Below are 14767 nucleotides of genomic sequence, written 5' to 3'. Positions count from 1 at the left end.
CCCATGGTTGAATGAGATATGGCCAGAACCCCGGGACGCCTGTCCTCCTCCGCCACCAGCGGGCACATCCTGGAGCTGATCCGTTCGGGCGCCGCCGCCAGCCGCACCGAGATCGGCCGGGTCACGGGCCTGTCCCGCCCCTCCGTCGCCCTGCGGGTGACCGAGCTGATCAACAGCGGACTGGTCACGGAGGAGCCGGGGGCGGTCTCCAGCGGCGGCCGGCCGCCCACCCTCCTGGAGTTCAACGCCGCGAGCGGCCTCATCCTCACCAGCGCCCTGGGCATGGCCCGCAGCCAGGCGGCGGTGTGCGACCTCAACGGGGAGGTGCTGGTCCGCGCGCCCGGCTCCCCGGACATGGAACAGGGCCCCGACGCCACCATCCCCTGGCTGCTGGAGACGTGGTCCGAGCAGATCGCCGCGCTGGGCCGCACGCCGGCCGACGTACGCGGCGTGGGCATCGGCCTGCCCGGCACCGTCGAGTTCCACGCGGGGCACGCCGACGACCGCCCCTTCCTGGGCAAGTGGGCCGGGGTGCCCCTGGCCCCGCTGGTCACCGAGCGCTTCCCGGTACCGGTCATGGTGGACAACGACGTGAACGTGATGGCGCTCGGCGAGCACATCGCGGGCGGGCACGGCCACCCCGGCGACATGGTGTTCGTGAAGGTCTCCACGGGGATCGGCGCCGGTCTGCTGTCCGGCGGCCGGCTGCTGCGCGGGGCGCTGGGCGCCGCCGGGGAGATCGGGCACATCCCGGTGCGCGACGGCGGCGGTCTCCCCTGCCGCTGCGGCAACACCGACTGCCTGGAGGCGGTCGCGGGCGGACGGCGGCTCCTGGAGGAGGCCGTCCGGCAGGGCCGCGAGGTGGACACGCTCAAGGACCTGGTGGCGCTGGCCGCCGCGGCCGACCCGGTGGCGGTCACCCTGGTCCGGTCCGCCGGGCGGCGGCTCGGCGAGGCCCTCGCCGGCGCGGTGAACCTCCTCAACCCCGAGGTGATCGTGCTCGGCGGCGACCTGTCGGAGGCCTACGACCACCTGGTCGCGGGGGTGCGCGAGGTGGTGTTCCAGCAGTGCACCGCCCTGGCCACGCGACAGCTGCGCGTGGTGTCCAGCTCCCTGTGGGACGACGCGGGCGTGCGCGGGTGCGCGGCCATGGTGACCGAGGAGATCCTCTCCCCGGAGGCGGTGAACAAACTCCTGGCCGGGTGAGTCCCACTCCCCGCGGGACCCGCTCCGTCCGCAGCCTGTGGACGGACGTTACCCCCGCGCCCGACCGGGAATGCCGAAGGGGGAGACCGAGCTCTCCCGGCGAAGCCCCGGGCTCTGCCGACGCAGTCCCGAACACCTCCGTCGTACGGCCGACCCCCGCCCCGTCCCCTCCGGTTCCCCCGTCCCCGCCGACCTGCGCCGACGCCGCCGCGAGCGGGCGGAGGCCCCGCACCCACACTTGACAACCGCCCCGGATGTGGCGAATAGTCGCCCCGCATCGGTCCCGCCCCACCGCACACCTTCCGTCACTCCCGTGACCGTGCCCGTGCGGACCCCCGGAAAGGTCTCCGCCGTGCCCCTCGACAACCCCCTCCTCCTGATCCTGCTGGGTGCCGGAATCAGCCTGGTCACCAGCGTCGTCGTGACCGCCCTCCAGGCCCGCCTCGTCCGGCGCGACGGCCTCCGCGCCTCCTCCCGGGCCTCCGCGCGCACGCTCACCAGCGCCTTCATCGCCGAGCGCGACTCCGGTGACAGCCAGGAGAGCTTCCTGGCCGAGGCGGAGCTGACGGTCATGTCGATGACCGACCGCAAGACGCGGGAGCGGCTGCGCGACGTCATCCGCCTGCTGCGCGAGCGGAACCTGCCCGAGATCGAGGAGCTGAGCGGGGTCAGGGCCGCGCGCGCCCGCCAGCTGCTGTGCGACCACGCCCTGGAGGTGCTCGGCGCGCACCTGCGCTCGGAGCGGCTGCCCGAGGTGCCCGCCCCGGTGCGCAAGATGCTGTCCGTGGAGGAGGAGGCGCTGAGCATCCACTCCGGCGAGACCCCCAAGCCCACGGAGGCCGCGGAGCCCATCGCCAAGAGCGCCGTCACCCCGCGCCCGCGGCACACCGGCGGCACCAGGACCGCCTCCTCCACCCGCAAGACCGCCAAGGCCGCCACCGGCAAGGCCGCGGCCAAGCCCGCCGCCAAGGGCGGGCGCTCCTCCGCCGCCGACGCCGAGGAGGAGGACCCCCCGAAGGAGAGCGCCTTCTGGGATGACTGATCCGTGAAACGCCGGATCGTTGCGTGCATATCCGATATACAGGCACCGAACGCACGCCAACATGTCACCCCATAGGGGTTTCATGCGGACATCCAGGGGAAAGTCAGGCGCACGGGCTCCGGACGACGACCGTGGAGCTGATGAATTGTGCGGCGCAATTGTGGTCAGGTCCGCCGCTCACGGACAACCCGAGCGCGCGACCGACGGGAACTTCACCTAGGATCACTGCCACACGCGGATTTCCCGTGTCGTAGGGCGGCGCTCGTTCCCCCGCGCCGCCGGTGCCCCGCGGGCCTCCCCCGACGAAGCGCAGGCCCCGGATTCGGCGACCGCCCGCCTCCGGTACCCCGCGCGGCCCCCGCCCTTCCCCGGACGCGGACGCGTGACCCTCCCGGGCCGGTGTCCGACCGTTGGCACGTCCCGCTGTCCGAACTCACCGAGATTGCACGATGCCCGCTGACGAGAACCCCGCCGCAGACCCAGGCGCGGACCACACACCAGACGAGACGCCCGAGAGCGGCCCGCACGAGGCCGACCGAACCGGAGACGACCCCGGCGGCCGGGACGAAGGCGAGGGCCGGGCGGAGACCGGGCCCGCCGGGAGCACGGGGGAGGAGGATCCCGGCGAAGAGGCCGCGACGGACTCCCCGGAGAACGGGGACGAGCCCCGGGAGACCGCAGGGGGCGAGGAGTCCTCTGAGACTGACGAGGTTGGCGGGGGCGCAGAGGCGGAACCGTCCGCAGAGCCCGAGCAGAGCGGGGGAACCGAGCAGTCCGGGGAGCCCGCGCAGGCCCCGGAGCCCGCGGACGCCGCCGGCGCCACCGCGGTGGCGCCCCCGCCGCGCGGGCGGCGCCGGGCGCGCAGGTTCCTCGTGTGGGCCGCCGCTGGCCTGGCGCTCGTCCTGACCGCCGGGGTCGCCACCGCCTACGGCTACTACCACTCGCTGCGCTCGGGGATGGTCCAGCACGACATCGAGTCGCTCCTCAAGGAGGAGGAGCGGCCCGACCGGATCAACGACGCGGTCAACATCCTCTTCATCGGCACCGACGGCTACGAGGAGGGGACGACCGCCTACACGAGCGAGTTCGAGGGCGAGCGCTCGGACGCGATCATGCTGGCGCACATCTCCCCGCAGAACCGGGTGTCGGTGATCAGCTTCCCCCGGGACTCCCTGGTCAGCCTGCCGCAGTGCGACCCCTACGGCGAGACCGAGGGCACGCAGGGCTACTTCGGCATGATCAACGCGGCGATGTACCACGGCGGTCCGCCCTGCGTGGTGCGCACCATCGAGTCGCTCACCGACATCCGGGTCGACCACTTCGTGCACCTGAGCTTCATGAGCTTCCGCGACGTCGTCAACGCGATCGGCGGGGTGGACATGTGCATCCCCGAACCGATGCGGGACAGCCGCTCCAAGCTCGACCTGGAGGCGGGGCGGCAGACACTCGACGGGGACCAGGCGTTGTCCTTCGTCCGGGCACGCTACGAGATCGGCGACGGCGGCGACATCGGCCGCATCGACCGCCAGCAGATGTTCCTGGCCGCCCTCGCCGACCAGGTGACCAGCGGCGACGTGCTGGCCAGTCCCACCAAGCTGAACGGCATCCTGCGTGCGGTGGCCCAGAACAGCGCCACCGACCGGGCCCTGACCTTCGACCGGATGCTCTCGATCGCCGTGACCCTGGCCGACGCGGACCTGGAGGACATCGAGTTCCACACCGTGCCCTGGTACCAAGCACCCGCCAACCCCAACCGGGTCATGTGGTTCGAGGAGGAGGCGGCGAAGCTGTTCGCGGCGGTGCGCGAGGACCGGCCGCTGCCCGTGCTGATGGCCGACGACGCCGCGGCGCCCCAGGATCCGCCGGGGGCCTCCCCCTCCCCGGTGGACGAGGACTCCGCGAACGCCTCCCCGCCCGAGGCGGCGGAGCCCTCGCCGCCGGGCCGGGGGCGCGACGCCACCTACGACCCCTGCTCGGACGGCCTGGGCTTCGGCACGGACGAGGACGGCGAGTAGCGGCGGGAGGACGCGGAGCGCCTGGGACAGGATACGGGCCCCGGGCGGGACGGACACAGGTCCGTCCCGCCCGGGGCCCTCGTCGTCGGTCCGCTCCCCAACGGGATCGGACCGGCCCCCGACGTGGAGGACCGCGGCTCCGGATCTCCCCCATATCCGGAGCCGCGGTGGTGCCTCGGGCGGCGGGGACACACGCCGTTCCCGCCGGTACGCGCCTGGAACCCCCACAGTTCCGTACGGCGCCCCAGTCAGCGGGTGGCGGTCACGCGCACCGCCCGAGGCCGGTGCGTCCGCCCACGGGGCGGACGCACGTTCCAGGAAGGTCAGACGAGGCCGCCGGACAGCGTGTCGTCCAGCGCGCCGGTGTCGAGGCTGGGCTCACCCAGCTGCGGCATCCCCTCCACCCCGACCAGGTCGTTGCCGAACGTGTCGGCGCCGGGGTCCAGCTCGGTCATGCGCACGGTGTCGACGACCAGCCCGGTGGCGGCGGCCGTCTCGGGACCGGCCACGGGCAGGGCGTCCTCGGGCACCGGCAGCAGCTCGATCGGCGCGTCGCCGACGGGCTGGGGCAGCGGGCTGCGCTCGGCGGACATGGGCAGCGCCACGTCGTCGGAGAGCACCAGGTCGGAGACGATCCCCGCGGTTCCCCCGGTCAGGTCGGCGTTCTGGCCGTTGATCGGGGCGACGGGGGTGTCCAAGGCGGCGGCCAGGGGCAGCGTGTCGCCGGAGGCGGGCACGGTGGCGTCCAGGCCGTTCAGCTCACCGCCCACCTCGTGGGTGCCCCGCTCGACCGCCGAGCCCAGCTGGTTGAGCGTGGAGCGGCTCTCGCCGTTGGCGTTGCCCAGCGGCAGGGTCGACTTTCCGCCGCCCAGGCCGTGGGTGCCCTGCTTGACCGCGGAGTTCACCCGGTTGAGCGTGGAGTGGGTCTTGCCGTTGGTGTTGTTGACCGGCTGGCTCAGCGGCAGGGTCGACTGGCCGCCCGTCAGGCCGGAACCGCCCAGGCCCAGGCCGCTCAGCGGGTTCGTGTCACCGAGGCCCAGGCCGCTCAGCAGGCCCGAGACCGGGTCACCCGCGACGGGGCTCGCGGAGCCCTGCGCCAGTGTGTCGGCCGACGGGACCAGGTCCAGCGGGCCGAGGTTGGTGGAGTTGCCCTCTCCCGTCTCGATCGGGGTGTTGACGCTGTCCCCGACGATGCCGCCGAGGGGCTCGGGGGCCGACTGGCGGCGCACGTCCGGCTGGGCGGAGATCTGGCCGGGCTCGACCTTGGCCAGGTCGCCCAGGGGCGTGGACAGGCCCTCCGTCAGCGGAGCGGGGACCTGGCTGCCCAGGTCGTCCAGGCGCAGGCCGTCGGTGGCGCCGCCGAGGGCGTCGGCCCCCGCGATCCCAGCGCCGAGAGCGACGAAACCCGCGGTGCTGGCGGCCACCAGCAGGGTCCTGGCAGAGCTGCGGGCGTTGTTGAACATGTGGGTGGTCCTTCCGGAGTGTCATATGTGGCTGTCGGGTGGACGTCGGGGCGGGTGTCGTTCCCCTTGGTCCGGCGCCTCCGCTCCCCTGGCCGGGGGGAGGAATCCGCCTGGTGCGAGCTTTCCGGTGGGAGGGCCTGCCGCTCCTGGAGGGAGCGACCGGCCCGGCCGGTCATCAGTCGTGGTTCTGGATGGCCACTGACTGACGTGAACCTCGCTGTCGAGGTGCGCGGCTCACGTCAATCCCCAGAGGTGCCGGGATCGGTCGCGCACGGTGGTCGTCCGTGCGGTCCCGGTGCTGGGAGGGGTCGTGCCAGAGAGGGGTCGCGGTGCGACCGGGAGAAGCCCGCTAGTCGGGCGAGAAGGTCGGCTCGTCGGCGGACTCGGCGGGAACCGAGCGCAGGACGTGCCACGCGGCCTGGACCTGGCCGGGAGCCGGGGCGGGAGCCCCGGTGGCGGGCAGGTAGCCCGCGACGGCGGTGCCGCCCGCGGCGCCCCCGGACGCGGTACCGGCGCCGGACGTGCCCGTGACGGTACTGGTCACCGGGGAGGAGGCCTCAGCCGTGAACGGCTCGGTCCCGTCCTGCGGAGCGGCCTCGTCGGGGGCCTGCGCCGTGGCGGTGACGGCCGTGTGCAGCGGCACCAGGCCGGGAGCGGCGCCGCGGGACTCCGTCGCCGCTGCCTCGCGCGCCGGTCCGGACCGGCGCCCGGGCTCGGCGGAGGTTCCGGCGCAGTCATCGGTGCCCCGGGCCCCGTGGGCCAGGGCCTGCCAGGGCAGGGTCCGGCCTCCGGGGTTGGTGGCCCCCTCCAGGGCGTCGCGGACGTGCTGCGCGACGTCGGAGTTGCCGGGGCCGACAGTCGGGACGGCGGCGGGCACCGAGGAGTCGAACAGCATCCGGGTGGTGCCCTGCCCCACGGCCGCTACGGTTCCGGTCAGGGGGGTGTCGGGCCCGCTGACGGCGCTGGTGGCGGGAACACGGCTGGCGGCCTCGGCGCGTACGTCTTCGGCGCGCGCGGTGCCCGCCGTGGCGGACCGCGCCACCGTGGAACGCGCCTCCCCCGCCCGGGACGCGGTCCCGCCGCGCTGACCCGCGCTGGCGTCGGCCGTCTCCGGCCGGGAGCCGCCCTGCGGGGCGGTGCTCCGTGAGGCGGTGCTCTGTTGTGAGGGAGCGGCCTGCGGAGCGGCGCTCTGCGAGGGAGCGGCCTGCTCCGGCCGGGACTGCTGCTGCGAGCCGCCCTGTCCGGAGGGCTTCTGGCCCGGGTGGTCCGAGCCGCTCCGCCCCTGAGCCGACTGGGCCGCGGGGGCCCCGGCCGGCGCGGCGGCGGTCTCGGGTCGGTTGCCCTGGGCCCCCTGGACGGCGGCGGCGTCCGGCCTCTCCCCGGCCCGGGCGGGCTCGGCGGAGGCCAGCCACGCGGCGCCCAGGACCCCGCAGAGCAGGGCGGCGAGCAGCAGCGCCCTGCGGACCGGCGCGGGGAGCACGGCGGAACGAACGCCGGAGGCGCTCGTGAGACCGTGGACTCCAGACACCGGGGCTTCCTTCCACCGTGGGGTGCGGGACCGACACGCGGGGGGCGGTCGGGGTCGGCAACGGCGCCGTGGGCAGCGCGTTCCGTACCGCGGGACGCGAGGCCGGAGACCTTGGTGCGTCCGCTGAACGCGACGTTAGCATGAATTAGGCGACCGGAACCCTGAATCCCCGGTAATTCGCTCCCTCCGGAACCGGTTTCCTAACGGCCCGATGTGGCAAACCGGGAAAAAACCAACGACAATTCGACCATTACACCCTAGGAATAGCCTGCATTGCCAGACCGTCCGACCGGCTCTGTGGAGGTTGACCCACCCATGACCGAGTTCCCCCAGAGCCCCTCCCCGTCCCTCCTGAGCGACCTGCTGACCGAGACGCACTCCCTGGACGCGCGCCTGTCCGCGCAGGGCCGCGTGCGTTCGCTGCTGCAGGCCGTCCTCAGCATCGGCGGCGACCTGGACCTGGCCACCGTCCTGCGCAGGCTGACCGAGGCGGCGGCGCAGCTGACCGGCGCCCGCTACGCGGGCCTGGGCGTGGTGGACGAGGACGGCGGCTTCAGCGAGTTCATTCCCGTGGGGATGAGCGAGGAGCAGTCCGCCCGCATCAAACGGTTCCCGCAGGGCAGGGGCGTCCTGGGGGTGCCGCTGCTCAAGCGCACCCCGCTGCGCCTGGCCGACCTGCGGGACCACCCCGACTTCGAGGGCTTTCCCGAGGGACACCCGCACATGGGGAGTTTCCTCGGCGTACCCATCCAGGTGCGGGACGAGGTGTTCGGCAACCTCTACCTCACGGAGAAGGCCAGCGGCGGGGAGTTCGACGAGGAGGACGAGGCGATGGTCACCGCGCTGGCCACCGCCGCCGGTGTGGCGATCGAGAACGCCCGCCTGTACGAGGAGGCGCGGCTGCGCGAGCGGTGGCTGGCCGCCTCCACGGAGATCACCACGCGCCTGCTGTCGGGGGCCGGCACCGCCGAGGTGCTCGCCCAGATGGCCGCCCAGGCCCGGGAGATCGGCGACGCGGACGCGGCCGTGGTCCTGCTGCCCGACCCCCGCGCGCGGGGGCACCTGTTCGCGGAGGTCGCGGACGGGCCCGTGGCGCGGGAGGTCCTGGGGACCGCCGTGGAGATCCACGACTCGGTGTGCGGCTGGGTATACGAGTCGGGCCAGGCCAAGGGCGTCCCCGACCTGGGCGGGGCGAACGACCCGATGCTGTCCCACCGCGGGTACGGGCCCGGGCTGGTGGTGCCCCTGGGCACGCCGGGGAACACCCGCGGGGTGCTCCTGCTGGGCAAGCTGGCCGACCGCGCGCCGTTCACCTCGACGACACGGCGGATGCTGCACGGTTTCTCGGTACAGGCCGCGGTCGCCCTGGAACTGGCCGAGGCACGGCGCGACACCGAGCGCCTGGCGGTGCTGGAGGAGCGCGACCGGATCGCCAAGGACCTGCACGACGTGGTGATCCAGCGGCTGTTCGCCTCGGCGATGACGCTGATGAGCACGATGCGGCTGATTACCTCCCCCGAGGCCGGGGAACGGGTGCAGCGGACCATCGACGAGCTGGACGGCACCATCCGGGAGATCCGCTCCACGATCTTCGACCTCCAGAACCCGCCCAGCCGCATGGACACCTCGCTGCGCGAACGCATCCTGAGGCTGGCCGAGAACACCGCGCACAGCCTGGGCTGCCATCCGGGGGTGAGCCTGGACGGGCCGATCGACGCCTCCGTGCCCGACGAGACCGGCGAGCAGCTGCTCGCGGTGCTCGGCGAGGGGCTGACCAACGTGGCCCGACACGCCAGGGCCACGGAGGTGCACGTGTCGGTGTCGGTGGAGCGGGCCGCCGCCCCGGAGGGCCCCGCGACGCTCACCCTGACGGTGACCGACAACGGCGTGGGCCTGCCCGAGGAGGGGCGGCGCAGCGGGCTGCGCAACCTGGAGCAGCGGGCCCTGGCGCTGGGCGGCGGGTTCAGCGCGCGGCGGCAGGAGGGCGGGGGCACGGTGCTGGTGTGGCGGGTGCCCGTCCCCGACGCCCCGGTGCCGCCCGAGGAGTACCGCTGAGCGCCCGGCCCGGCGCACCGGGGCGGGCGGGCCGGGACCGACGTGCTCGCCGGGGCGGCGGGCGCGTCCGGGCCGGCGGGCGCCGCCCGGTCAGTAGCGGCGGCCCCGCAGCTCGGCCACGAGCACGGCCGCCTGGGTGCGGCGCTTGAGGTCCAGCTTGGACAGCAGGGCGGACACGTAGTTCTTGACGGTCTTCTCCGCCAGGTACAGGCGCTCGCCGATCTGCCGGTTGGTCATGCCCTCGCCGATGAGGTCGAGGATCTGCCGCTCCTGCGGGGTCAGCTCGGCCAGCGGGTCCGGCTCGGCCTGGGAGCCGCGCAGGCGCTCCAGCATCGCGCCGGTGCTGCCCGAGTCGAGCAGGGAGCCGCCGGAGGCGACCGTGCGCACCGCGCCCACGAGGTCGGCGCCGTGGATCTGCTTGAGCACGTACCCGGCCGCACCGGCCATCACCGCGTCGTACAGGGCGTCGTCATCGGCGAACGAGGTGAGCATGAGGCAGGCGATACCGGGGTGGTCCGAGCGGATCTCCCGGCACACCTGCACGCCCGACCCGCCGGGAAGGCGCACGTCGAGGACGGCGACGTCGGGGAGCACCACCGGGATCCGCGCCAGCGCCTGTTCCGCGGTCCCGGCCTCGCCGACGACGGTCATGTCGTCCTCGGTCTCCAGCAGGGCGGCCACACCGCGGCGGACCACCTCGTGGTCGTCCACCAGGAAGACCCTGATCCGCTCACGAGCGCTCCCGGTTCCTCCACCCGTCATCGGCCCAACCTCATCCCTGCGTCACCGCGATCCACACACCGCTCCAAGGGAGACGGTAATACGTGCGGAGGGCAACGTGGAGGCCGTTAGGCACCGAACCGCCCGGGCGAAGGTCCCTTAAACGGACAATCCACCCTCGCCCGGGAGACAAAGCACCTGATCACAATGGGTACAGGCAGGATCACAGGCATCAATGGACACAGAATGAATTCCGTGCCGCGTCGCGTGTCACGTGTCCCCGCGCCGCGGTCCCCGGATCACGGCCTCCGGTCCGCCCAGGGCCGGGCGATCTCCAGGGCGCGGCAGGCCGCGAGCACCCGGGCGTCGGCGTGCCGGGGACCCACCACCTGGAGGCCCACGGGCAGCCCCGCCGGGGTGAACCCGCACGGCACGCTCGCCGCGGGCTGCTGGGTCATGTTGAACGGGTAGCTGAACCCCGCCCAGGAGGTCCACCGCTCACCCGCCAGCGCGGGAGGCGACTCCAGCCCGGCCTCGAAGGCCGCCACCGGCGTCGCCGGGGTCAGCAGCAGGTCGTACTCGGCGTGGAAGCGCCCCATCAGGACGCCCATGTCCATCCGCAGGGCCATCGCGGTCAGGTAGTCCTGCGCCGAGTAGGTCAGCCCCTCCTCGACGATCTTCCTCAACCCGGGGTCGAGCAGGTCCCGCTGCCGCTCGGTCAGCCGGTCCGTGGCCTTGGCCGCGCCGGAGTACCACAGCACGTGGAAGTCGTCCCGGCAGTCCGGCAGGCCGGGGTCGGCCTCCTCCACCCGGGCGCCCAGGGAGTCGAGGACGGCGACCGCGTCGGCCACCACCGCGGCCACCTCCGGGTCCACGTCCAGCCCGCCCAGCGTGGGGCTGTAGGCGACGCGCAGGCCCCGCACCAGGTCCTCGGCGTCGGCGCGCAGCCGCACGTCGCCGAGTCCGGGCGCGGGCGAGGCCAGCGCGGCCCAGTCGCGCGGGTCGTGGCGGGCGATGACCTCCAGCATGAGCGCCATGTCGCCCACGGTGCGGGTCATCGGGCCGGTGTGCGCGAGCGACCCGAAGGGGCTGGGCGGGTAGTGCGGTACCAGGCCCCACGTGGGCTTGATGCCGCAGACCCCGGTGAAACTCGCCGGGATGCGGATCGAACCGCCCCCGTCGGTGCCCGTGGCCAGCGGACCCATGCCGGAGGCCACCGCCGCCGCGGACCCGCCGCTGGATCCGCCCGGAGTGGTGGACAGGTCCCACGGGTTGCGGGTGACGCCGGTGAGCGGGCCGTCGGTGACGCCCTTCCACGCCAGTTCGGGCGTGGTGGTCTTGCCGACCAGGACCGCGCCGCTCTCCCGCAGCCGGGACACCACCGGGGAGTCCTCCTCCCAGGGCCCCTCCTGGTCGGTGGTGACCGAGCCCTTGAGCGTGGGCCACCCCTGGGTGAGGTGCACGTCCTTGATCGAGGCCGGAACGCCGTCCAGGGCTCCGCAGGGCTCACCGCGCCGCCACCGCTCGGCGGAGTCGCGGGCCGCCTTGCGGGCCTCGTCCGGGCGCACCAGGCAGAACGCGTTGAGCGCCGGGTTGTCGCGCTCGATGCGCTCCAGGACCGCGTCGACGGCCTCCACCGGGGACAGCTCCCCGGAGGAGTAGGCCGCGATCAGCTGCTCGGCGGACAGGTCGGCCGGTGTGGCGGGGCCGCCGGGCCGCGCGTACGCGGCCGCCCCGAAGGCGTCCTCGGCCTTACCGACGGCCGCTCCCGCGTCCTCGGTCCCGGCCCGGTCGGAACGGATCGTCACTTCAGCCTCCCATGTCACGCCATCAGGGTCAGCCCGGCACGTAGCCGCGGCTCTTGTCGACCACGTTGAGCAGGTCCCGCCCGTCCAGGTGACGAGCGAGGTTGTCCAGGAACAGGTCCATGAGGTCCTCGCGCCAGCCGACGACGTCGCCGGACATGTGCGGTGAGACCACGGAGCCGGGCAGCCCCCACAGCGGGGAGACCGCCTTGAGCGGTTCGCTGTCGAACACGTCCAGCGCCGCGCCGGCGATGACCCCGTCGTTGAGCGCCCGCACCAGGTCCTGCTGGACCACGATGGGGCCGCGGGCCACGTTGACCAGGCGCGCGGTGGGTTTCATCAGCTCCAGGAAGCGACTGTCGACCAGCCCCCGGGTGTCCTCGGTGAGCGGCGCGGCGACCACCACGTAGTCGGCCTCGGGCAGCGCGTCCACCAGGGTCGGGCCGCCGTCGGCCCCCCGCTCGGCGAGGCTGGACTCCGCGACGGTGCCGAAGTCGGGGTCGCCGCCGCGCGCGCGGCTGCCGGAGGCGCTCACCCGCATCCCCACGGCCGTGAGCGTGCGGGCGATGCGGCGGCCGATGGGGCCGGTCCCCACCACGAGGACCCGCCTGCCCGCGACCCGCTCGGTCTCCCGGTGCTCCCAGCGGCGTTCACTCTGGTAGCGCCAGGTGCGGTGGAAGTCCTTGGCGAAGGCGAGGATCTGGCCGAGCACGTACTCGGCGATCGGCTCCTCGAACACCCCGCGCGAGTTGGTGACCACGACGCCGCTGTCCACCAGGCCGGGGAACATGAGGTTGTCCACCCCGGTGGTGGCGGCGTGCACCCAGGCCAGGGAGTCGGCCTTGGGCCAGGCGGAGACGAGCGCCTCGGTGAACAGGTCCCACACCAGCAGCACGTGGGTGCCGGGCAGCCGGGCGGGGAGCTCCTCGGCGGTGGCGTAGGCGACCCCGCCCAGACGGGGGTCCCCGTCCAGCCGCTCCCGGCCGGGCGGCAGGACGTCTCCGTGCAGGACCAGGAGCCTCGGTCGGTCGGTTGCGGAAGGGGTGGAACGGTTCACGGGCGTGCACTCTCCGGTTGGCGACGGCGGTTCCGAGAGGTGGTCGGGAATGCGGGGATCGCCCTGCACGGGAAACGCTAGGGAGCCGACATAGGATTGTCAACAATCAACAAATCGACTCTTACCTACCGAAACCCACACCTCTCACACCACCTCTGACCTGCCCGGGATACCCACACGCACCGGGGTTATTGCCGCACCCCCGTTGTGGACCCTAGGATTGTCGACAATCAACAGCCCCGCGCCGGGGCTGTGCGCACCGAGCCCGTGCGCCTGTCCGCCGTCCGTCGAAGGGACGTCCCATTGCCCCGGTACATAAGCATCACCCTGGCCAGGCGTGGGGTCTCCTGCGTGGCCGAACTCCTGGACAAGGACGCGCCCCGCACCTGCGCGGCGGTGTGGGACGCGCTGCCCCAGGGCGGCGCCGTCCAGCACGCCAAGTACGCGCGCAACGAGGTCTACACGATGGTGCCGAGGTTCGCGGAGACCGAGCCCGGCCAGGAGAACCCCACGGTCACGCCGATCCCCGGGGACGTCGTCTACTTCTCCTTCGACGGCGGGATGCTCGACCGCGCGTTCAAGGAGGACAAGGGGATCGACCACCTGCCCGGGGTGATCGACCTCGCCCTGTTCTACGGGCGCAACAACCTGCTGCTCAACGGGGACGTCGGCTGGGTTCCGGGCAACGTGTTCGCCACCGTCGTCGAGAACCTCCCCGCCATGGCCGAGGCCTGCAACGACGTCTGGCGCTCCGGAAGCGTCGGTGAGCGGCTGCTGTACGAGCGCCTGGACCGCTGACCAGGCCCGGCGCCGCACGGCACCCGCGCGCTCCCGCCGCGGCCGGCGGTTCCACCCCTCTCACCCCGCGCCGGTCGGCCCGGGACGAACACGACACCGCACAGACCAGGACAACACATCCCCGGGAGGTGAGTGACCGATGCGGACCGACGGAGAACAGGACACCGGCGCGCGGCAGGTCGTCGAACTGGCCGCGACCACGCGGACACCGTGGCAGGCGGGGGTCGGCGTCATAGCACCCTACGACTTCGCGCTCGACCGCGAGCTGTGGCGCTGGACGCCGGACGACGTCTCGCTGCACGTGACGCGGTTGCCGTACGTGCACGTGCCGGTGACGGTCGACCAGGCCGCCGCCCTGTGCCGGGAGGAGCACGTGGCCCCGGCGGTCCGCGCCCTGCTCGCCCCCGAACCCCTGGCGATCGGCTACGCGTGCGCCTCGGGCAGCTTCGTGCACGGCCTGACGGGCGAGCGGCGGCTGCACCGGGCCATGGTGGACGCCGGGGCGCCCGCCGCCGTCACCACCTCCGGAGCGCTCCTGCTGGCCCTGGACGCTCTCGGGGTGGACCGGGTCGCGGTGGTCACGCCCTACGTGGACAGCGTGACCGACCGCCTCCTGTCCTACCTCGCCGAGCACCGCGTCGCGGTCACCTCCAGCGTGGGGCTGGGCCTGCTCAGCCACATCTGGCGGGTGACCTACGCCGAGGTGTCCGAGGCGGTGCACTCGGTGGACCGGCCCGACGCCCAGGCCGTGTTCATCAGCTGCACCAACGTCCTCACCTACGACATCATCGCGCCCCTGGAACGGGAGCTGGGCAAACCGGTGATCGCGGCCAATCAGGTCACCATGTGGGCGGTCATGAGGGCGGCGGGCCGCCAGGCCGTGGCCCACGGACAGCGCCTGATCGACGTCGCCGCGCCGAGCGCCGCCTGACCCCGGGCCACGACCGAAGGAGATTCCCAATGAAGTTGTCAAGCCGGAGCGGTGACCGACCGTGAACGGTTCAGGCAGCCGTGGCCAGCTTCACTGGAGGCGCCGCCACGTAGGGACGCTCGTCGCGCAGCATCGCCCAGAGCACGT

The 14767-nt window shown here is 73.5% G+C and carries 11 protein-coding genes; 6 read left to right on the top strand and 5 right to left on the bottom strand.

Annotated elements, in window-relative coordinates:
• Nucleotides 1-18: 18 nt before the first annotated feature.
• The 3 genes from FYW95_RS04805 to FYW95_RS04795 all read left to right on the top strand — a co-directional run bounded on the left by FYW95_RS04805 (nt 19) and on the right by FYW95_RS04795 (nt 4263).
• A complete protein-coding gene (locus FYW95_RS04805) occupies nt 19-1206 on the top strand; it encodes an ROK family transcriptional regulator (protein ID WP_159941585.1) in 1188 nt (395 codons plus the stop codon).
• 313 nt (nt 1207-1519) lie between these two features.
• Nucleotides 1520-2248, top strand: a complete 729-nt coding sequence (locus tag FYW95_RS04800; protein WP_370462362.1) for a hypothetical protein — start codon at nt 1520-1522, stop codon at nt 2246-2248.
• Nucleotides 2249-2697: 449 nt separating this feature from the next.
• Nucleotides 2698-4263 carry an LCP family protein gene (locus FYW95_RS04795; protein WP_159941584.1) on the top strand — a complete coding sequence of 522 codons (1566 nt, stop codon included), beginning with the start codon at nt 2698-2700 and terminating at the stop codon, nt 4261-4263.
• A gap of 323 nt (nt 4264-4586) precedes the next feature.
• Here FYW95_RS04795 and FYW95_RS04790 read toward each other — a convergent pair whose 3' ends face one another.
• A complete protein-coding gene (locus tag FYW95_RS04790) occupies nt 4587-5726 on the bottom strand; it encodes a hypothetical protein (RefSeq protein WP_160050042.1) in 1140 nt (379 codons plus the stop codon).
• A gap of 349 nt (nt 5727-6075) precedes the next feature.
• The gene (locus tag FYW95_RS04785; protein ID WP_159941582.1) at nt 6076-7254 is read right to left on the bottom strand and encodes a hypothetical protein; all 1179 of its coding nucleotides are present in this window, start codon (nt 7252-7254) and stop codon (nt 6076-6078) included.
• A gap of 315 nt (nt 7255-7569) precedes the next feature.
• Between FYW95_RS04785 and FYW95_RS04780 the strand changes: the two genes are divergently transcribed.
• Nucleotides 7570-9309 (top strand): sensor histidine kinase, encoded by a 1740-nt coding sequence (locus FYW95_RS04780; RefSeq protein ID WP_160050041.1) that lies wholly within the window; start codon nt 7570-7572, stop codon nt 9307-9309.
• Between the two features lie 90 nt (nt 9310-9399).
• Here FYW95_RS04780 and FYW95_RS04775 read toward each other — a convergent pair whose 3' ends face one another.
• The 3 genes from FYW95_RS04775 to FYW95_RS04765 form a co-directional block, all read right to left on the bottom strand.
• The gene (locus FYW95_RS04775; protein WP_159941580.1) at nt 9400-10071 is read right to left on the bottom strand and encodes a response regulator; all 672 of its coding nucleotides are present in this window, start codon (nt 10069-10071) and stop codon (nt 9400-9402) included.
• Between the two features lie 257 nt (nt 10072-10328).
• A complete protein-coding gene (locus FYW95_RS04770; protein WP_160050040.1) occupies nt 10329-11837 on the bottom strand; it encodes an amidase in 1509 nt (502 codons plus the stop codon).
• A gap of 28 nt (nt 11838-11865) precedes the next feature.
• Complete coding sequence (locus FYW95_RS04765) at nt 11866-12891, bottom strand: D-2-hydroxyacid dehydrogenase (protein WP_159941578.1); 1026 nt, start codon at nt 12889-12891, stop codon at nt 11866-11868.
• A gap of 315 nt (nt 12892-13206) precedes the next feature.
• On the opposite strand from FYW95_RS04765, the gene FYW95_RS04760 reads away from it, so the two are divergent.
• Both FYW95_RS04760 and FYW95_RS04755 read left to right on the top strand, forming a co-directional pair.
• Complete coding sequence (locus FYW95_RS04760) at nt 13207-13689, top strand: DUF3830 family protein (protein WP_159941738.1); 483 nt, start codon at nt 13207-13209, stop codon at nt 13687-13689.
• 139 nt (nt 13690-13828) lie between these two features.
• Nucleotides 13829-14620, top strand: coding sequence for a maleate cis-trans isomerase family protein (locus FYW95_RS04755; protein WP_159941577.1), 792 nt, complete (start codon nt 13829-13831; stop codon nt 14618-14620).
• Nucleotides 14621-14767: the final 147 nt, after the last annotated feature.

Origin of the sequence: Nocardiopsis sp. FR4 (genome assembly GCF_009830945.1) — a bacterium.
In the GTDB taxonomy this organism is placed as follows: domain Bacteria; phylum Actinomycetota; class Actinomycetes; order Streptosporangiales; family Streptosporangiaceae; genus Nocardiopsis.
The sequence above is the reverse complement of the archived record's forward strand: the minus strand, read 5'-3'. Positions and strand labels throughout refer to the sequence as shown.